General features: G+C 62.0%; 12 protein-coding genes. 6 read left to right on the forward strand and 6 right to left on the reverse strand.

Annotation, left to right across the window (positions count from 1 at the left end):
• Positions 1–96: 96 nt before the first annotated feature.
• Both NUV89_RS18145 and pap read right to left on the reverse strand, forming a co-directional pair.
• Positions 97–1,281 carry a thiolase family protein gene (locus tag NUV89_RS18145; protein WP_257782384.1) on the reverse strand — a complete coding sequence of 395 codons (1,185 nt, stop codon included), beginning with the start codon at positions 1,279–1,281 and terminating at the stop codon, positions 97–99.
• A 91-nt stretch (positions 1,282–1,372) separates the two neighbouring features.
• Positions 1,373–2,890: a polyphosphate:AMP phosphotransferase gene (gene pap, locus NUV89_RS18150; RefSeq protein WP_257782385.1), complete on the reverse strand. Its 1,518-nt coding sequence runs from the start codon at positions 2,888–2,890 to the stop codon at positions 1,373–1,375.
• Between the two features lie 141 nt (positions 2,891–3,031).
• Here pap and mnmC point away from each other — a divergent pair, with 141 nt between their 5' ends.
• Positions 3,032–5,020, forward strand: a complete 1,989-nt coding sequence (gene mnmC / locus NUV89_RS18155; RefSeq protein ID WP_257782386.1) for a bifunctional tRNA (5-methylaminomethyl-2-thiouridine)(34)-methyltransferase MnmD/FAD-dependent 5-carboxymethylaminomethyl-2-thiouridine(34) oxidoreductase MnmC — start codon at positions 3,032–3,034, stop codon at positions 5,018–5,020.
• On the opposite strand, the gene NUV89_RS18160 is transcribed toward mnmC, so the two are convergent.
• Complete coding sequence (locus NUV89_RS18160; RefSeq protein ID WP_257782387.1) at positions 5,003–9,847, reverse strand: NEL-type E3 ubiquitin ligase domain-containing protein; 4,845 nt, start codon at positions 9,845–9,847, stop codon at positions 5,003–5,005. The genes mnmC and NUV89_RS18160 overlap by 18 nt on opposite strands.
• A 308-nt stretch (positions 9,848–10,155) precedes the next feature.
• Here NUV89_RS18160 and NUV89_RS18165 point away from each other — a divergent pair, with 308 nt between their 5' ends.
• The 4 genes from NUV89_RS18165 (at position 10,156) to NUV89_RS18180 (ending at position 15,295) form a co-directional block, all read left to right on the forward strand.
• The gene (locus tag NUV89_RS18165; protein WP_257782388.1) at positions 10,156–11,928 is read left to right on the forward strand and encodes an N-acetylglutaminylglutamine amidotransferase; all 1,773 of its coding nucleotides are present in this window, start codon (positions 10,156–10,158) and stop codon (positions 11,926–11,928) included.
• Between the two features lie 3 nt (positions 11,929–11,931).
• Complete coding sequence (gene ngg, locus NUV89_RS18170) at positions 11,932–13,665, forward strand: N-acetylglutaminylglutamine synthetase (protein WP_257782389.1); 1,734 nt, start codon at positions 11,932–11,934, stop codon at positions 13,663–13,665.
• Positions 13,666–13,813: 148 nt separating this feature from the next.
• On the forward strand, positions 13,814–14,998 hold the full coding sequence (locus NUV89_RS18175) for an osmoprotectant NAGGN system M42 family peptidase (RefSeq protein WP_257782390.1): 1,185 nt from the start codon (positions 13,814–13,816) through the stop codon (positions 14,996–14,998).
• A 69-nt stretch (positions 14,999–15,067) separates the two neighbouring features.
• A complete protein-coding gene (locus NUV89_RS18180) occupies positions 15,068–15,295 on the forward strand; it encodes a YheU family protein (protein ID WP_003192759.1) in 228 nt (75 codons plus the stop codon).
• Positions 15,296–15,300: 5 nt separating this feature from the next.
• Here the strand turns inward: NUV89_RS18180 and csrA are convergent, their stop codons facing one another.
• Positions 15,301–15,498: a carbon storage regulator CsrA gene (gene csrA / locus NUV89_RS18185; RefSeq protein ID WP_257782391.1), complete on the reverse strand. Its 198-nt coding sequence runs from the start codon at positions 15,496–15,498 to the stop codon at positions 15,301–15,303.
• A gap of 252 nt (positions 15,499–15,750) precedes the next feature.
• Positions 15,751–16,566: an SDR family oxidoreductase gene (locus NUV89_RS18190; RefSeq protein WP_257782392.1), complete on the reverse strand. Its 816-nt coding sequence runs from the start codon at positions 16,564–16,566 to the stop codon at positions 15,751–15,753.
• Between the two features lie 301 nt (positions 16,567–16,867).
• On the opposite strand from NUV89_RS18190, the gene NUV89_RS18195 reads away from it, so the two are divergent.
• On the forward strand, positions 16,868–17,020 hold the full coding sequence (locus tag NUV89_RS18195) for a DUF3309 family protein (protein WP_015885095.1): 153 nt from the start codon (positions 16,868–16,870) through the stop codon (positions 17,018–17,020).
• A 54-nt stretch (positions 17,021–17,074) separates the two neighbouring features.
• On the opposite strand, the gene NUV89_RS18200 is transcribed toward NUV89_RS18195, so the two are convergent.
• Positions 17,075–19,162, reverse strand: coding sequence for an LTA synthase family protein (locus NUV89_RS18200; RefSeq protein WP_257782393.1), 2,088 nt, complete (start codon positions 19,160–19,162; stop codon positions 17,075–17,077).
• Positions 19,163–19,502: the final 340 nt, after the last annotated feature.

Consider the following 19,502-nt stretch of genomic DNA (forward strand, 5'->3'; position numbering starts at 1 on the left):
CGAATGCGATGTGTCAGTCACTGAATATGCTGGCTGACACAGCGCATTCGCGAGCAAGCCCGCTCCCACATTTTGATCCGGTTTCTTCAGTGGGGTTTAGCGCACGGCTTCGAACAGGCCCGTAGCGCCCATGCCACCACCGACGCACATGGTGACAATGCCGTAACGCAAGTTGCGCCGCTGCAGCTCCCGCACCAAATGCCCCACCTGCCGCGAACCGGTCATGCCGAATGGATGCCCGATGGAGATCGAGCCACCATTGACGTTGTACTTCGCGTTATCGATCTCCAGGCGATTGCGCGCATACAAACACTGCGACGCAAACGCTTCGTTCAATTCCCACAGGTCAATGTCCGCCACCTGCAAGCCCTTGGACTTGAGCAGCTTGGGCACCGAGAACACCGGGCCGATGCCCATCTCGTCCGGCTCGCAGCCGGCCACGGTGAAACCTCGGAAAAACGCCTTTGGCTTGAGCCCCAGCTCAAGGGCTTTGTCCAGGCTCATCACCAGGGTCATTGAGGCGCCGTCGGACAGTTGCGACGAGTTGCCCGCCGTCACCGAGCCGTCTTCGGCGAACACCGGTTTCAAGCCTTGCAGGCTGGCCAACGTGGTGTCCGGGCGGTTGCAGTCGTCGCGATCCACCACGCCGTCAAGGATTTGCACCGCGCCGGTGTTCTTGTCTTCGACCTTGTACTTGACCGTCATCGGCACGATTTCATCATCGAACAAACCGTCGGCCTGGGCGTGGGCCGTGCGCTGCTGGCTTTGCAGGGCGTACAGGTCCTGCTCTTCACGGCTGACGTTATAGCGCCGCGCAACGATCTCGGCCGTCTGGCCCATGGGGAAATAAATGCCCGGCACCTGCTCCTTGAGCAGCGGGTTGACCAGGTTGTCGGTGTTGACGCTTTTCATGGTCAGGCTGATGGACTCGACGCCGCCTGCGACAATGATGTCGCTGCAACCGGAGGCAATCTGGTTGGCCGCAATCGCGATCGCCTGCAAGCCCGACGAACAGAAACGGTTGAGCGTCATGCCCGCCGTGCCGGTGCCCAACTGCGACAACACCGCCACATTGCGCCCGATGTTGTAGCCCTGGGCGCCCTCGTTGGAGCCGGCGCCGACGATGCAATCCTCCACCGTCGCCGGGTCGATGCCGTTGCGGCTGAGCAGCGCGTTGACGCAATGGGCCGCCATGTCATCCGGGCGGGTCTGGTTGAACTTGCCGCGAAAGGATTTGGCCAGGCCGGTTCGCACGCTGTCGACGATCACTACTTCACGCATGGGCTACCTCGATCTTGTCGTTGTTGAGAGATGGATCGAGCATAGATCCAGCTGATTCCATCCGCGACGATCATTCACCCCATAGATAGGCCTACTTCTTCTTGCCTTTCTTATCGTGCTTGTCGGACTTCTCGAACGCTTCCTCCAGCGCCAGGTTGATGGTGCGCAACACCTTGACCCGCGCCCAGCGCTTGTCGTTGGCCTCCACCAACGTCCAGGGCGAGACTTCGGTGCTGGTGCGGTCAACCATATCGCCGACCGCCGCACGGTAGTCGTCCCACTTGTCACGGTTGCGCCAGTCGTCTTCGGTGATCTTGAAGCGCTTGAAGGGGATTTCCTCACGGGCCTGGAAGCGTTCCAGTTGGGTCTGCTTGTCGATGGCCAGCCAGAACTTGACCACGATCACGCCGGCGTCGCGCAGTTGCTCTTCGAAGTCATTGATCTCGCCATAGGCGCGCATCCAGTCGGCCGGCGTGCAGAAGCCTTCGATGCGCTCCACCAGCACGCGGCCGTACCAGGAGCGGTCGAACACGGTGAACATGCCGCGCGCCGGGATTTTCTGCCAGAAGCGCCACAGGTACGGCTGGGCGCGCTCGTCTTCACTGGGCGCGGCAATCGGCACGATATGGTACTGACGCGGGTCCAGCGCCGCCGCCACCCGGCGGATCGCACCGCCCTTGCCCGCCGCATCGTTGCCTTCAAACACCGTGACCAGCGCGTGTTTGCGCATGCGTTTGTCGCGCATCAGGCCGGAGAGGCGCGCCTGTTCGGTGATGAGCTGTTCTTCGTAATCATCCTTGTCCAGGCGTTGGCTCAAGTCGAGGCTGTCGAGCAGGCTTTTCTTGTCCACCGACGCGATCAGCGGCGCCGGGTTCATGCCGCTGGCCTTGCCCTTGGGCAGCTTCAGGGCGTTCTGGATGCCTTCCAACAGCAGCTTGCCCACGGTGAGGCTGCGGTAATGCGCATCCACGCCTTCGATCACATGCCACGGCGCATAGTCGCGGCTGGTGCGGCGCAGGATACGCTCGCCGAAATGCACGAACTTGTCGTAAGTCTCGGACTGCTGCCAGTCCAGCGGGCTGATGCGCCAACTGTGCAACGGGTCATCGGCCAGGGCCTTGAGCCGCGCCTTCATTTGCTTTTTGGACAGGTGGAACCAGAACTTGAAGATCAGCGCGCCTTCATCGCAGAGCATCTTTTCCAGGCGCTCGGCGCCGGCGATGGCCTGGTCCAGGCGGGCGTCCTTGATCTGCCCATGCACGCGGCTCTGCAGCATCTGGCTGTACCAGTTGCCAAAGAACACCCCCATGCGGCCCTTGGCGGGCAACTGCCGCCAGTAACGCCAGGCCGGTGGCCGGGCCAGCTCTTCGTCGGTCTGCTGGTCGAAGGTGCGCACTTCGATCAGGCGCGGGTCCATCCACTCGTTCAACAGCTTGACGGTCTCGCCCTTGCCGGCGCCTTCGATGCCGTTGATCAGGATAATCACCGGGAAACGCTTCTGCTGTTGCAGCTCGTACTGCACTTCCAGCAGGGCCTCGCGCAGGGCTGGCACTTCGGCGTCGTAGGTGTCTTTGTCGATGGCGTGACCGATTTCGGCGGATTCGAACATGGGCAGCTCCGTTTCAAGATGGCTCAAGACTAGCGGATTGGGCCGCAACACGCGGGAGGAAATTCGCGCTGCGCTTGCCGTGGGTCAATTCAACCCCTGTTGATCGGCTAGAATGGCGGCCTTGCCTTTACCGAGCCGCCCATGAATCCCGTAACCCACGCCCAGCTCGACTGGGACGACCAAGGCCGCCCGCACTCGCGGGTGTTCGACGATGTGTACTTCTCCGACAAGTCGGGCCTTGAAGAAACCCGCTACGTATTCCTCGAACAGAACCGTTTGCAGGAGCGTTTTGCCGCGCTGCCGGCGGGCGGGCGCCTGGTGATTGGTGAGACGGGGTTTGGCACGGGCTTGAATTTTCTCTGCGCCTGGCAGTTGTTCGAGCAACATGCCGTGGCCGGTGCGCGCCTGCATTTTGTCAGCGTGGAAAAGTACCCGCTGAGCCCCAGCGACCTGCAACGCGCCCTCGCCCTCTGGCCCGAACTCCAGCCATTCGCCGAGCAGTTGCTGGCGCAGTACATCGCCATCCACCAGGGCTTCCAGCGCCTGGTGCTGGACAACGGCCGCGTCACCCTGACCCTGCTGATCGGCGACGCCCTGGAGCAGTTGCCGCAACTGGATGCGCAGATCGATGCGTGGTTTCTCGACGGGTTCGCCCCGGCGAAAAACCCGGACATGTGGACCGCGGAACTGTTCGCCGAACTGGCGCGCCTGGCCGCACCGGGCTCGACCATCAGCACCTTTACCAGCACCGGCTGGGTTCGGCGGCTCATCAACGCCGCCGGGTTCAAGATGAAACGCACGCCAGGCATCGGCCACAAGTGGGAGATCCTGCGCGGCGAGTTCCTCGGCTGGGCCGCGGACGCCGCCGCACCGCCCGCGGCTAAACCCTGGTTTTCCAGGCCGGCAGCCATTGCCGGCGAACGCCACGCCATGGTCATCGGCGGTGGCCTCGCCGGTTGTGCCACCGCCGCCAGCCTCGCGGCCAGGGGCTGGCGCGTCAGCCTGTTGGAACGGCATGCCGAGCTGGCCCAGGAAGCGTCAGGCAACCCCCAGGGCGTGCTGTACCTGAAGTTGTCAGCCCATGGCACGGCGTTGTCCCAGTTGATCCTCAGCGGTTTCGGCCACACCCGGCGCCTGCTGGAACACCTGCACCGTGGCGTCGACTGGGATGGCTGCGGCGTGCTGCAACTGGCGTTCAATGCCAAGGAAGCCGAGCGCCAGGCGCAGCTGGCCGGGGCCTTTGCGCCCGAACTGTTGCACCTGTTGGACCGCGACCAGGCCCAGCAACAAGCCGGCATCCCGCTGGAACAGGGCGGGTTGTTTTTCCCTGAGGGCGGTTGGGTCCACCCGCCAGCGCTGTGCCAATGGCAAGCGGCTCACCCGTTGATCCACGTGCTCACGCACCACACTGCCGTTGAGCTGCAATTCGTCGATCAGCAGTGGCAGGCCCGCGACGGCGACACCTTGCTGGCCAGCGCCCGTGTCGTGGTGCTGGCCGGCGCCGCCGACATCAAGCACTTTGCGCCCAGCGCCGATTTGCCCCTCAAGCGTATCCGCGGGCAGATCACCCGGCTGCCACAAACCCCGGCCAGCCAGGCCCTGGCCACGGTGGTCTGTGCCGAAGGGTATGTCGCCCCGGCGCGCCAGGGCGAGCACACCCTCGGCGCCAGCTTCGACTTCAAAAGCGACGACCTCACGCCCACCGCCGCCGAGCACGCCGGCAACCTGGAGATGCTGCGGGAAATTTCCGCTGACCTGCTGCACCGTCTGGGCGCCGACACACAGGCACCCGAACAGTTGCAAGGCCGCGCCGCCTTCCGTTGCACCAGCCCCGACTACCTGCCCATCGTCGGGCCGCTGGCCGCGCGCGAAGCGTTTGACCAGGCCTACGCCGTGCTGCGCAAAGACGCCCGCCAAGTGCCGGACACGCCCTGCCCCTGGCTGCCCGGCCTGTACATCAACAGCGGCCACGGCTCACGCGGGCTGGTCACCGCGCCACTGTGCGGCGAACTGCTCGCCGCGTGGCTGGAGAACGAGCCGTTGCCGGTGCCGCGCAGCGTGGCCGAGGGCTGTCACCCCAACCGGTTTGCCCAGCGCGCATTGGTGCGCAGCTCACTGCCCCCGCGTTAGACAGGACGCGAGGCGCACGTCGGCGCGGTTGATTGCATCCTCGGTGAGGCGCTCGATTTCCGTCGCTTCGGCTTTATCCTTGTCCTCCATGATCGTATTCGCCTGCTGGATCATTTCGGCGTCCGAGAGTGGCGGGGCCTGGCCCTCCAACACGGCCAGACGGTCATGGAAGGGCTTGAGCAAGGTTTCAAACCGGGCGGCAGAGGTGCGCTTCAAATACGCGATCCAGAACGGCAACTTGGAGAGGTACGTCAACAATTCCGCAGACAGCTCGGCGCTGCGCACGGCGGCGTCGGCGGCATCCAGGTCTGACGGTGCCACGCCCGCCAACGCCTTCTGATGCAAGTCTTTGGGTTGCCCCGGCAGTTTCAGGCTTTGCGCCAGCCGTGTACGGAAGAAGAGGCTGACGGCCACGCCATCCAGCTGGGGATTTTTACGGCTGTGGGCGAAGGCCAGGCTCTCGACTTTACTCAGGCGAAAGAACTTTTTGGCCGTGTCGAGCATCTGTTTGGCACTGACCTGCCCACCCACCGCCAACTGCGAGTCCTCATGGATTTCGACCAGCACCTCAAGGTCGCTGAAGTTCGCGGCAGCGGCGTCGTCACAATTGATCGGTGTTGCCGCGCGGTACAACACCTCCTTACGCAACTCAGTATCCGCGGCCGTTGCATTCAATACCCGCCAGACGCGCCGTTCCAGGTCGGCACGCACTTGGAGGGCGTCGGCGGTATTGACCAATCGGGCCAGCAGCGTGAAGAGCGCATCGCTGTTGGGCTCGTCTTTCAATGCCCGCCAAATCCTGTCCTTTTGCGCATACTGGGCGTCGCCCTGATCTGCCAGCCAGGTTTCACGCGCCACCTGTTCATTCACACGCTCAATATCATCTTCCATGTACCCCATGCCGTGGCCCGTGCGTGCGCGGTAAGCCACCAACACGCTTTGGCTGGCGGTCGATAACGGGTTGCCCTTCAAGTTGATCCATTGGCCGTAGCGGCGCGGTATCTGCGCGAGCCACTCGGGCAATTCCTTGATTTCATTGCCGCGTAGATCAAGACGCTCCAGATACGGCAGGCGCCTGACGCCCTCGGGCAAGCCGCGCAGGCGACAATTGCTGAGGACCAATTCGCGCAGCTCGAATTGGCGACTGACGTCCGGAGAGTCAACCAAGGGGTTGCCGGACAGGTTGAGGGATTTCAACGTACGCATCTGCGCGAACGCCTTGCGCATCGCCTCGGTCATTTTCAACTGATTGCGCGCCAGGTTCAGGTGCTCCAGTCCTGCCATGGAGGACAGCCCCTCTGGCAATTGCGAGAGCCGGTTATCGGCCAGTTCAACGCCCTTCACATTATTGAAGTGTTTCAGAAAAGGCGATGGGTCGCGGCTCAGTTCCATCTGCCGTAAAGACAACCACTGCACCCGGTCAAACATCACCTGTGCGGGCAATGTGGGGAAGTCGCCGAAAACCATGCGATCCAACTTGAGCCCCGGCACCTTGCTGCCTTGATCGTTCTGCATCAAGGACTGCCCACGCCAGGCATGCTTCAGGGCTGCAAACACCTGGGCGCGACTCAGGCGCAATTGCGACGGGGACAGGCCGTCAACAAGCGGGGCAATACGTTGCCTGCCCCACGAGCGCAACGTTTTACGCAACGTCACGTATTGCTGCTGCAACGCCTGGACTGCCCTGGCCCGGCCTATGGGGCCCATCCCTGCGCCCTCGAGCAACGCGGACACTTGCGCCTCATCCAATAGGGGGAAAAGCCGCTTCACCTTGCGCACCAGTGCCGAAGCAAATCCAGTGCCGCCCTGCGCCCCGACGACCTGTGCCCGCACGCAACTTGGCGCCTCTTCGGGAATGCCGCGCTCCGGCCACAGGTAACGCGCGATACGGTCGCGCTCATCCTGCGACTTGAAACGCAGCTGGCTGCGCAAATGCCCGACCGGTTGCTCATTCATCAGGTTCATGGCCCGGCGCTGCGCCGGCGACAGGCAATCGACCACCGATTGCAGCAAGCCGTCTGGCCCACTCACACGCGTATTCAGGCTCACGCCCTTCTCATCAAAGGCCTGGAAACCCTGCTGGTTTCGCACAATGTGACGGCGCACCGCCGCCGTCGAAGGCCCGACCTGCTCCAATACTTTGCCGCTCAAGCTGTCCTCATGCATTTGCAACAACATGTCCACCGGCCATCGACTCAAACGGCCGAGCATGGCGAAGATCACCCGCCGGGTCGAAGCACCGGCCAAGGGTGGCCAGTACAACCCCATCAGCGCCTGATCCTCGGCCATCTGGTCGAGCACCTCACGCGTGCGCTGCTCCAGCGACAACGGTATACGACGGTCCTTGATCAAATACCGCCGATCCATGGAAGAGGCGCTGACCCTCAGTTCCCTGGCGACCTGACGGGACAGTTGTGGGAATCGCTCACGCAACGGCGCCGTTTCGTCATCAAGCACGCCTTTGTATTCGTCATAGAGCTTGTCATACAGCCTGCGATGCCGATTGTTCACCGTGTCCAGCAATTGACGCTTGAGCAGCGCCGGCGCCTCCTCAAGGGTCGTGGTTTTACCCAGCAACGTGTTGCGCTCATCGCCCGACAAGGCCTCGAGCAAGGTCTCGAATACCTGCCCCTCCCTGAGTTGTTGCTCGGTGATATGGATGCTCTGGTCTTCGTAGTCGAAGGGCGCGAGATCAGGGTGGCTTTCCAGCAGGTTGCCGCGATTGTCCAGCAGTTCGAAAAAACGCTCCTTCGGCCAACCCGGCATCAGCGGCAAGGCCAGGATCTGGGTGCGCGCGGTGCTCGGGTCGAGCTTGCCCTCCCTGGCCAAGGCATCGGCGAAGTCGAGGACTTGCTGGTGCAGCTTGAAACGCGCCACGGTGTCCTGGAAGCGCTCCGGCAGTGGCGCGTGTTCCAGCGCCAGGCGCTGTAGTTCGGCGAGGTCCGTCTGGTGGATGGCCGCGATGGATTGCAGCGCCTCGGACGGTATATCCCCCAGGCTCGGATCGATTCGACGCAGGGTGTACGTTGGGTCCGTCCATTCTTCCGGACGTTCGAAGACATGCTGCCAGCCACCCTTCATGTTGTGCCGCAGCGGCGGCCGATAGGCCGTCGAGCGCGTGGGGTGCTTGAGGCACCATTCGCCCAGGTTGGCGTCGTAGGCAATGGGATAGGCCGCGCCATTTATCTGGACATACGAACTGCCGTTCATCTGATGCACACCGCGACTGTTGGCCACCCAGGGCTCAGGCAGCCCGCCCGCCCGGCGATAATAACTGAGCTCCGGGCGCCATAAACGGGAACGCTTATCCGCCAGCTCCACGGCCTCGAACTTATCAAAATACGCGCTAGACGACGTGTGGCTGCGCTTGAGCGAGCCGACGACACGCCCGCCCACCGCAAACGCAATCATGCTGGCAACATTCTGCGCCACGGAGATCAAGTGCTTGAGCGCATCCGCATGGTCGCCGTGGCTCCAGTCTTCCAGGCCGTCATACACTTCGCCGAGCAATTGGCCGACGGCCACGCCCAGCATCAATTGGCCTAGCACCGGGACGAAAAAGCCCGCCATATTCAAGAGTTCCAGACCCGCGTCGACGAAATCCAGCAAACGCTGATAGCGCGCGTCTTCATCGGCCTGCGCCGTCGGCACAACCAGCACCCGAACGTCGAGCTGGATTTTTCCGAGACAGCTCTGGAAGAAAAAATCGTTGAAGTTGCCGACGGGTATTTTCGCCTGCACCGACCCCAAGGTCGGATCTTTTTTGAAATGGCTGAGGAAATCCGCACGCTCCAACTCATCCAGGAAGCGCTCGAAAAACGCCAGGTAGGACGCTTTCTTCAAACTTGCCGTCAGGTACGTCTTGAAATCCTCGATGGACGCATACTGGAACCAAGGCCGCTGAGGTTCGTTGGGCATATAGACGATGAACTCGTCGGCATCCAACTTACCCAAGGTGTCCTCGGAGAACACCAACACCCCCCACACGCACGCCTTGGAGATTTTCAAGCCTTGCCAGATCAAGGGCTTGGCGCCTGGCTCGCTTTTGGCGACCCACTCCACCGACTGGTTGCTCTTGATAAGCTTGAGCAAGCGGGCGTAGTTCTTCTGGTTGATGTGGTCCTTGGCGCGCGCGATGTGCAGGTCAATCAGCATATCGGCGCGCATGCCGTGGCCCACATCGATGGCCGCCTGGGAGTGGCCCCCTGGCGAGGCGACCTCGTCAAAGGTCGTCAAGCCGAAGACTTCAAGAATATGTTTCTGGTAGGCGCCGCCCAGGTCCAAGTCCCGGCAGTAACCGACAAATTGCTGCGCGGTGATGCCCATGGCAACCGACTTGTCCTTTGCGAGGTGAATCGCGGCATCCGTTGACAAGCCATCCGGCTTGGCCTCGTCGGCGGAAAAATTCTGCATGGCGGCCAGCACCAGGCTGGACTCTTCCAAGACCAGCGACCTGATCGGCAGGCCGATGATCTGGGTCGATCCAACCGTTTGAGTGCGGGTCCATTTCAGGTAGTCGTGGCGCACATCCAGATTCGCATGCCCTTTTTGGGCCAGGTACTCATTCAGCTTCTTGATGCAGAACGCATCCAATGGCTTGAGACGCTTCAAGCGATTCTCAAGGTTGCGGCGCGCGGCTTTGCTGCGCCGGTAGTCCTCTTCAAGGGCTTCCATCACGGCAGACGGTGCTTTCACCATCCACTGCGGCAACGTCTTGTGCAGCACTTGAGCCTTGTCCAGATCGCCGGTCAAATCCAGCAAGGCATCGTCCAGTTCATCCCGGGTCATCGGGGCAGTGAGGGTATATAAATCGGGGGTATCGGTCATCGCTGCCGTCCTTTTTGCATTGATTGATGACCCACTACGTTAAGCGCACGCGACGTAAATTCAGATTCAAATACCGGGCCGATCGAGCGCTTGAAACCCGCAAAATCCGCGTCGATTGCACAGGGATTTACCACCACTTCCCTACATCCCGCGCCACTGGGCAAGCGCCGCCGCGAGGCTTGCGGCCATTTGCCTTATAACTTATCGGTCTAAAACTCCCCGAATAGCCCCGTGTCAGTTTCTGGGTACGCGCCCTTCTGGGCGTATCGAGTATTCCCCTCCCCAACGGAAAAACCGGTAAGGAATTTATGTGCGGATTAGCTGGCGAGTTACGTTTTGATCACAGACCTGCCGACCTGGCAGCGATAGAACGCATCACCCACCACTTGGCCCCCCGAGGCCCCGATGCCTGGGGTTTCCATGCCCAGGGGCCGGTTGCGCTGGGCCATCGACGCCTGAAAATCATGGACCTGTCGGACGGCTCGGCCCAACCGATGGTTGACGCCCACTTGGGCCTGTCCCTGGCCTTCAACGGCGCGATCTACAACTTCCCGGAACTGCGCCAAGAGTTGGAAGCCCTGGGCTACGCCTTCTATTCCGGCGGCGACACCGAAGTGCTGCTCAAGGGCTACCACGCCTGGGGCGAAGCGCTGCTGCCCAAGCTAAACGGCATGTTTGCCTTTGCCATCTGGGAGCGCGATGCCCAGCGCCTGTTCATTGCCCGTGACCGTCTCGGTGTGAAGCCGTTGTACCTGTCGCGTACCGGCCAGCGTTTGCGCTTTGCCTCGGCGTTGCCGGCGCTGCTCAAGGGCGGCGATATCAACCCGATCCTCGACCCGGTGGCGCTCAATCACTACCTGAACTTCCACGCCGTGGTGCCGGCACCTCGCACCTTGCTCGCTGGCATCGAAAAGCTGCCGCCAGCAAGCTGGATGCGCATCGACGCCAGCGGCAAGACCGAGCAGAAAACCTGGTGGACCCTGCCCTACGGCCCGCGTGAGGATGAGAAAAACCTCACGCTGGAAGACTGGACCGACCGCGTCCTCGACAGCACTCGCGAAGCCGTGGCCATCCGCCAACGTGCGGCGGTGGATGTGGGCGTGCTGCTCTCCGGTGGCGTCGACTCAAGCATGCTCGTCGGCCTGCTGCGGGAAGCCGGCGTGCAAGATCTGTCCACATTCTCCATCGGCTTCGAAGATGCCGGCGGCGAGGCCGGTAACGAGTTCCAGTACTCCGACCTGATCGCCAAGCACTACGGCACCCATCACCACCAGTTGCGCATCGCCGAAAGCGAGATCATCGAGCAACTGCCGGCGGCGTTCCGCGCCATGAGCGAGCCGATGGTCAGCCACGACTGCATCGCCTTTTACCTGCTGTCGCGGGAAGTGGCCAAGCATTGCAAAGTGGTGCAGAGCGGCCAGGGCGCCGACGAACTGTTTGCCGGTTACCACTGGTACCCGCAGGTGGACGGCGCCACTGATCCGTATGCGGCCTATCGCGAAGCGTTTTTTGATCGCAGCTACGACGATTATGCCGCCACCGTCGCGCCGCAATGGCTGACCGCCAATGACGCCGCCGGCGACTTCGTGCGCGAACATTTCGCCATTCCCGGCGCCGATGCCGCCGTGGACAAGGCCCTGCGCCTGGACAGCACGGTGATGCTGGTGGATGACCCGGTCAAGCGGGTGGACAACATGACCATGGCCTGGGGCCTGGAAGCGCGCACGCCATTCCTCGATTACCGCCTGGTGGAACTGTCAGCCCGCGTGCCGGGCAAATTCAAGCTGCCCGACGGTGGCAAGCAAGTCCTCAAGGAAGCCGCACGCCGCGTGATCCCGAGCGAAGTCATCGACCGCAAAAAAGGCTACTTCCCGGTGCCGGGCCTCAAGCATTTGCAGGGCGACACCCTGAACTGGGTGCGCGAGCTGTTGCTGGACCCGAGCCAGGATCGCGGCCTGTTCAACCCCGCCATGCTCGACCGCCTGCTCACCGACCCGCAAGGCCAACTGACCCCGCTGCGTGGCTCCAAGCTGTGGCAACTGGCGGCGCTGAACCTGTGGCTCAGCGAACAAGGAATCTGATCGATGAAACCTCACGCAGCGGCCTACAGCCAACGCTTACTCAAGGGCCAGGCGCCGTCCTACGAGCGCCTGCAAGCCCGGCTGGCCGAAGATGGCAGCCCGTTGAGCGCAGACCCTATTGCCGTGCATTGCGGTTGGGGCCGGTTATTGATCGGTCACACGTTTCCCGACCCGGCGAGCCTGGCCCAGGAACTGCTCAATGAGCAATCCGGCGAACGGGATATCGCGCTGTACGTGGCGGCGCCCCAGCAGATCCTCGGGATCGACCCGCAGCAGCTGTTTCTCGACCCCTCCGACACCCTGCGGCTGTGGTTCACCGACTATCGCCCGGCGACCCGCGTGTTTCGCGGCTTTCGTATCCGTCGGGTGCAAAGCGAGGCCGATTGGCTGGCCGTGAACCAGCTCTATCAAGGCCGGGGCATGTTGCCCGTGGATGCCGAACGCCTCACGCCGCGCCATCAAGGTGGCCCGGTGTATTGGCTGGCGGAGGATGAAGACAGCGGCGCGGTGATCGGCAGCGTGATGGGCCTCAATCACCAGAAAGCCTTTCACGACCCGGAAAACGGTTGCAGCCTGTGGTGCCTGGCGGTCGATCCGCAGTGCACGCGCCCCGGCGTGGGCGAAGTGCTGGTGCGCCACCTGGTGGAACACTTCATGAGCCGTGGCCTGAGCTACCTGGACCTGTCGGTGCTGCACGACAACCGCCAGGCCAAGAACCTTTACGCCAAGCTCGGCTTTCGGGCGCTGACCACCTTTGCGATCAAGCGCAAGAACGGCATCAACCAACCGCTGTTCCTCGGCCCGGGGCCGCAGGCAGGGTTCAATCCCTATGCGCGGATCATCGTCGAGGAAGCCCACCGGCGTGGCATCGATGTGCAGGTGGATGATGCCGACGCGGGCCTGTTCACCCTCAGCCACGGCGGGCGCCGCGTGCGCTGTCGCGAGTCGTTGAGCGACCTGACCAGCGCCATCAGCATGACCTTGTGCCAGGACAAGAGCCTGACCCACAAAACGCTCAAGGCCGCAGGCTTGAAACTGCCATCGCAGCAATTGGCGGGCAGTGCCGATGACAACCTGGAGTTCCTCGACGAACACCAGCGCATCGTCGTCAAGCCGCTGGATGGCGAGCAAGGCCAGGGCGTCGCGGTGGATTTGCAGAGCATCGAAGAGGTGCAGCAGGCGATTGAAGCAGCGCGTCAGTTCGATAGCCGTGTGCTGCTGGAGAGCTTTCACGAGGGCTTGGACCTGCGCATCCTGGTGATCGGTTTCGAGGTGGTCGCCGCTGCGATCCGCCGCCCGGCCGAAGTGACCGGCGATGGTCATCATTCCATCGGCGCACTGATCGAAGCCCAAAGCCGTCGCCGTCAGGCCGCGACCGACGGTGAAAGCAAAATCCCCCTGGATGCCGAAACCGAACGCACCCTGCACGCCGCGGGCTACGACTACAGCAGCATCCTGCCACGGGGCCAGACCCTGGCCGTGCGCCGCACCGCCAACCTGCACACCGGCGGCTGCCTGGAAGACGTCACCGCGATCCTGCACCCCACGCTGGTGGACGCCGCCGTGCGCGCTGCCCGTGCCCTGGACATCCCCATGGTGGGCCTGGACCTGATGGTGCCCGCCGCCGACCAATCCGAGTATGTGTTTATCGAAGCCAACGAACGGGCCGGATTGGCCAATCATGAACCGCAGCCGACGGCTGAGCGGTTTGTGGATTTGTTGTTTCCTCACAGTTAGCCGACGGTTTGAGAGATGTGTTGCCTGACCCGGCGCCTTCGCGAGCAAGCCCGCTCCCACAGGTTGATCGCATTCCAATGTGGGAGCGGGCTTGCCCGTGAAGGCGTCAGTACAGGCGACATCTACCCTTGAACCAACAGGAGTCTTTATGAGCCAAACCATCCCCGAACCCGACCTCAACTACCTGCAAAAAGTCCTCCTGGAAATGCTCGCCATTCCCAGCCCCACCGGGTTTACCGACACCATCGTGCGCTACGTCGCCGAGCGCCTGGAAGAACTGGGCATCCCCTTCGAAATGACCCGGCGCGGCACCATTCGCGCCACCCTCAAGGGCCAGAAAAACAGCCCCGACCGCGCCGTGTCCGCCCACCTCGACACCATCGGCGCCGCCGTGCGGGCGATCAAGGACAACGGCCGCCTGACCCTGGCGCCAGTGGGCTGCTGGTCCAGCCGCTTCGCCGAAGGCAGCCGTGTCAGCCTGTTCACCGACAATGGCGTGATCCGTGGCAGCGTGCTGCCGCTGATGGCCTCCGGGCATGCGTTCAACACCGCCGTGGATGAGATGCCGGTGAGTTGGGACCATGTGGAGCTGCGCCTCGACGCCTACTGCGCGACCCGCGCCGATTGCGATTCCCTGGGGATCAGCGTCGGTGACTACGTGGCCTTCGACCCGTTGCCCGAGTTCACCGACAGCGGGCATATCAGCGCCCGTCACCTCGACGACAAGGCCGGCGTGGCTGCCCTGCTCGCGGCGCTCAAAGCCATCGTCGACAGCGGCGCGCCATTGCTGATCGACTGTCACCCGCTGTTCACCATCACCGAAGAAACCGGCAGCGGCGCAGCGGCCGCCCTGCCCTGGGATGTCAGCGAATTTGTCGGCATCGATATCGCCCCGGTCGCCCCCGGCCAGCATTCCAGCGAACACGCGGTGAGCGTGGCGATGCAGGATTCCGGCGGGCCGTATGACTATCACCTGTCCCGGCACCTGCTGCGCCTGGCGGCCGACAACGACCTGCCGGTGCGCCGCGACCTGTTCCGTTACTACTTCAGTGACGCCCACTCAGCGGTGACCGCCGGTCACGATATCCGCACCGCGCTGCTGGCGTTTGGTTGTGATGCGACCCACGGCTACGAGCGCACCCATATCGACAGCCTGGCGGCCTTGAGCCGCTTGCTCGGCGCGTACATCCTTAGCCCGCCGGTGTTCGCCAGCGATGCGCAACCGGCCCAGGGTTCACTGGACCGCTTCAGTCATCAGCTGGAACACGAGACGCAGATGGAGAGCGACACGCGGGTGCCGTCCGTGGACAGTCTGGTCGGTCAAAAAACCTGAGGCTGGCAACTGCTGGTAACAAAGGCCCCGGCGCAGTAGCATCGCCGGGATTCCCCAGCCGAGGCTTGTATGCTGATTCCCTACGACGCACTTGAAGTCGACACCCTGACCCGTCTGATTGAAGACTTCGTCACCCGCGACGGCACCGACAATGGCGACGACACGCCCCTGGAAACCCGCGTGCTGCGGGTACGCCAGGCGCTGACCAAAGGCCAGGCACTGATTGTGTTTGACCCGGAAAGCGAGCAATGCCAGTTGATGCTCAAGCACGACGTGCCCAAGCATCTGTTCGACTGAGTGGTTTACGGGCTGGTGGCGGCGGGGGTTTCTGCGGCTTGGCGTTCGCGGATTTTCTGATACACCTCGGCGCGGTGCACATTGACCCCCACCGGTGCCTCGACGCCGAATTTCACCTGGGAGCCGTTCAGCTCGATGATGTGCAAGGCGATGTCATCGCCGATGGAAATGGTTTCGCCTACAGCACGGCTGAGTACCAGCATGGCGGTTGTCCTTTAAGAGTGACAGGACCTTGACCATGCGTGATTGCGCGGGAGTACAGCAATGGCTTGCGGCAAAATCAGGCCAGGCCTACACCCACCGGTAACTTCCCTGACAGACCACTCCCCAACCTGTGGGCGCGGGTTTGTGTGGGAGCGGGCTTGCTCGCGAAAGCGGCGGGTCAGTCAACTCATCCGCGTCTGACACTCCGTATTCGCGAGCAAGCCCGCTCCCACACAAGCCCGCTCCGACCTTCAGGCCTTGGTCGCCTGCGCCTTGGCCCGCATCTTATCCGCCATGGTGGTCATTTCGTCATACAGCAGCTGCGGATTCTTCTGCTTCAACGCCCACGCCATCCGCCCCTGTTCATGGGGCAGAATCATGAACTCGCCTTCAGCCACACGCTGGTAGATATAGTCGGCAATATCCGCCGCCGAAATCGGCGAGCTTTCCAGCAATTTGCCGACCTGCGCTTTCATCGCCGGCGTCGGCCCGCGGAACGAGTCCAACAGGTTGGTCTGGAAAAACGACGGGCACACCACGTGCACGCCGACTTCCTGCTGCTTGAGCTCCACCAGCAGGCTTTCCGACAAGGCCACCACGCCAGCCTTGGCCACGTTGTAGTTGCTCATGGCTGGGCCTTGCATCAACGCGGCCATCGAGGCGATGTTGATGATGCGGCCCTTGCTCTTTTCCAGCAGCGGCAGGAACGCCTTGCAGCCCTTGACCACGCCCATCAGGTTTATCGCGATCTGCCAGTCCCAATCCTCCAGGGACAGTTCGGCGAAGAAACCGCCCGAGGCCACGCCGGCATTGTTGACGATCACATCGATGCCGCCGAGCTTCACTTCGCAGGCCTGGGCAAACGCGGTGAGCTGGCTGTAGTCGCGCACGTCGCAACGCTGGATGAAGCCATCGCCACCCGCCTCACGCACGAGCTTGAGGGTTTCTTGCAGGCCCGGCTCGCTGACGTCCGACAAGGCCAACTGCCAACCCTCGCGGGCCCAGCGCAGAGCGATTTCGCGACCCAGGCCGGACCCGGCGCCAGTGATCATCATGCGATTTTGCATAGGAAGTTGCCTTGTGGTTCACGGAAGAAGTGATCGGCAGTGTAGCGAAGGTTTTTCCCACACCCACGCCCGATAAAGTTGCTGAATGCCCCAGGCAAACCCGCGACCGGGTCGCGAGCCTGGCGCACTGTACAAGTTCAATAACTTTCAACTAAGCCTGCTTAATTAAAAGAAATAAGCCCGTGTGCAAAAAGCTTTAAAAAAACTTGGAATTTTCTGCGAAGCACACCAGTCGGAGTTATTAAGCCGTCTGTGATTAAACCTGCAGGCCTATTGCTCAATAACCAGAAGGTACAAAACCATGAGCCTCATTCTGATCATTATCCTGATCCTCCTACTGGTCGGTGGCCTTCCAGTATTCCCACACTCACGCAATTGGGGTTATGGCCCGTCGGGTATCCTGGGTGTGGTTCTGGTTGTCTTGTTGGTGTTGTTGTTGCTCGGCCGTATATAAACGGCAGGCAAAAAAAGAGGCCCTCTAGAGGGCCTCTTTTTTATGGCCGGTTAGTTAGTCCGGCTTGCCATCTACCACACCTGCGGTGTTATCCAACAGGCTCTTGGTCGCGGTCTGCAGGAACGACTCAAGCTTCTGCTTCAGTGCGGCCTCGTCCGGCGATTCAGGAATGACTTTACCGCTTGGGTTGGCACCCAATTCGAATTCCCACAACTTCGGCGGCATTTCCTTAGGCAATACCAGCACGCGGTCAGCGGTGACCAAGGCCACGGTCTGGTCGCTACCCGAAGGCTTGATAACGCCAAAGCCCTTGTCGCCTTCCGGCAGGTTCAGCAGGTCGCGGCCCCAGCACTGGTGCAGGGTGTCGCCACCGAGGCGGCCCATGATGGTCGGCACGATGTCGATCTGGGTGCCCACGGTGTGGTCACGCTCGCCGAACTTCTCCTGCACGCCCGGTGCGATCATCAGCATCGGTACGTTGAAGCGGCCCAGGTCCATCTCGGTGATCTGCTGCTCGTTGCCAAAGCCGTGGTCGCCCACGATGACAAACAGGGTTTCCTTGAAGTACGGCTCCTTGCGGGCCTTTTCAAAGAACTGGCCCAGGGCCCAGTCGGAGTAGCGCATGGCCGTCAAATGCTCGTTGAGGCTGCCACGGTCGGTGACTTTCTCCACCGGCAATGGCGTAGGCAACGCATACGGCGTGTGGTTGGACAGGGTTTGCAGCAGCGCGTAGAACGGCTTGCCGCCTTCGCGGGCTTTCAACTCTTCCAGGCCACGGTTGAACATGTCCTGGTCGGACACGCCCCACGTCGGGTCGGAGAACACCGGGTTGACGAAGTCGTTACGGCCGATGAAGTTGGTCATGCCCTGGTTGCTGAAGAAACCCGACTGGTTGTCCCAGGCGAAGTCGCCGTTGTAGACATACACGTCGTCAAACTTGCGCGCGCTGAGCAGCTGCGGCAGGCCCGACAGCTTGTGGCTGCCTTCCGGGGTCTGCATCAGGTATTCGAAGCCCGGCAGGTTCGGGAAGCACGCCATGGTGGCAAACATACCCTGGTGGGTGTGGGTGCCGTTGGAGAAGAAGCGGTCGAACAGCAGGCCTTCCTTGGACAGTTTGTCGAAGTACGGCGTGATATTGCCCGGACGATCCAGCGCGCCCACCGAGTGACCGGCGAAGCTTTCCATCAGGATCACGACCACGTTCTTGATCGGCAGGGTCTTCTCGGCCGGTGGCAGGTAGTCACGGCGCACGGCGGCAGTGTCGGTGTCCACCAGCTTTTCCTGCGGCAGGACCAACATGTCGCGCACGGTCTGGGTGGCCAGCGGCTGGTCCAGGGTGGCTTTCCAGATATTCGAACGGTCTTCGGAGAAGCGCGACTTGGCCGCCGCGATCAGCGACAACGTGCCATTGAGGCCCAGTTGGTTGGCGAAGTTCGAATCGGTGGTGTACACGTCACCCCAACGCAGCGGTGGGCCTTGGCGCAGGGTGCCACGGGCGGCGACCACGGCGATCAACAGGCAGACCACAAACACCGCGATGCGCGAGTACCACGGCGCCACCTGGCGGGTGCTGATGGTGCCACCGCTGAACGGGCCACGCGGGCGCGTCGCACGGTCGGCGCCTTTGAACGCGATGCTCAGGAGCAGCGTGCCCACGGCCCAGGCCAGCAGGTAGCGCACCACCGGAAAACCGTACCAGAGCATGCTCATCACGGTTTTCGGGTCTTCCTTCACATACTGGAAGACCAGGCCGTTGAGGCGCTGGTGGAACTCGCGGTAGAAGTCCATCTCCATCAGGCCGAGGAACAGCGCGATGCTGGACGCAACGGTCAGCCAGACACGGAAGAACCCGCGCGCCGCCATGGCCCGTACGCTGAACAGTGCCAGCAGCAGCGGGATCAGCAGGTAGACCACCAGGCGGATGTCCAGGCGCAAGCCGTTGCCGAACGCTTCCAGGAAGGTCGAGGCCGGCGTGTCGAGGATCATTTCACGGTTGTAGACCAGCAGCGCCAGGCGCAGCAGGGAGAACATCACCATCATGACCAGTGCGCAAAGCAGCGTGTACGCCAGATGGGATTTGACGGTCGGTTGCAGCAGGCGATTTGAAGCTCGCTGCTGATTCAGGGCGTCCGGGTTTGCCATGTCGTTTTAGGACCCATTGGAAGTTTAAGTTGCGAAATATTGCAGCGGCATCCTGCCCACGCCCAAGCGTGTAGGAACGGGGGGTCAGCGCATTGGCGCAAATGGTGCCCGAGGAATGCCATCAGCGCTATTGATTACTGAGGAAAAAACCTTCTTTGTGGTGGTTTTCTCGGCCCGAGACAGAGCCTTCTTACACGGAAGTGAAGCGGAGGGAATTGTCCGAGATGATGTGTGAAAATTCCGTGTAGCGAATATTTCGACACACAAATTTTAGGGCGGACACAAAACAAGTGTGGGAGCGGGCTTGCTCGCGAAAGCGGTGTGTCAGTCACAAGTACTT

Origin of the sequence: Pseudomonas sp. 18.1.10, assembly GCF_024655625.1 — a bacterium.
Taxonomy (GTDB): Bacteria; Pseudomonadota; Gammaproteobacteria; order Pseudomonadales; family Pseudomonadaceae; genus Aquipseudomonas.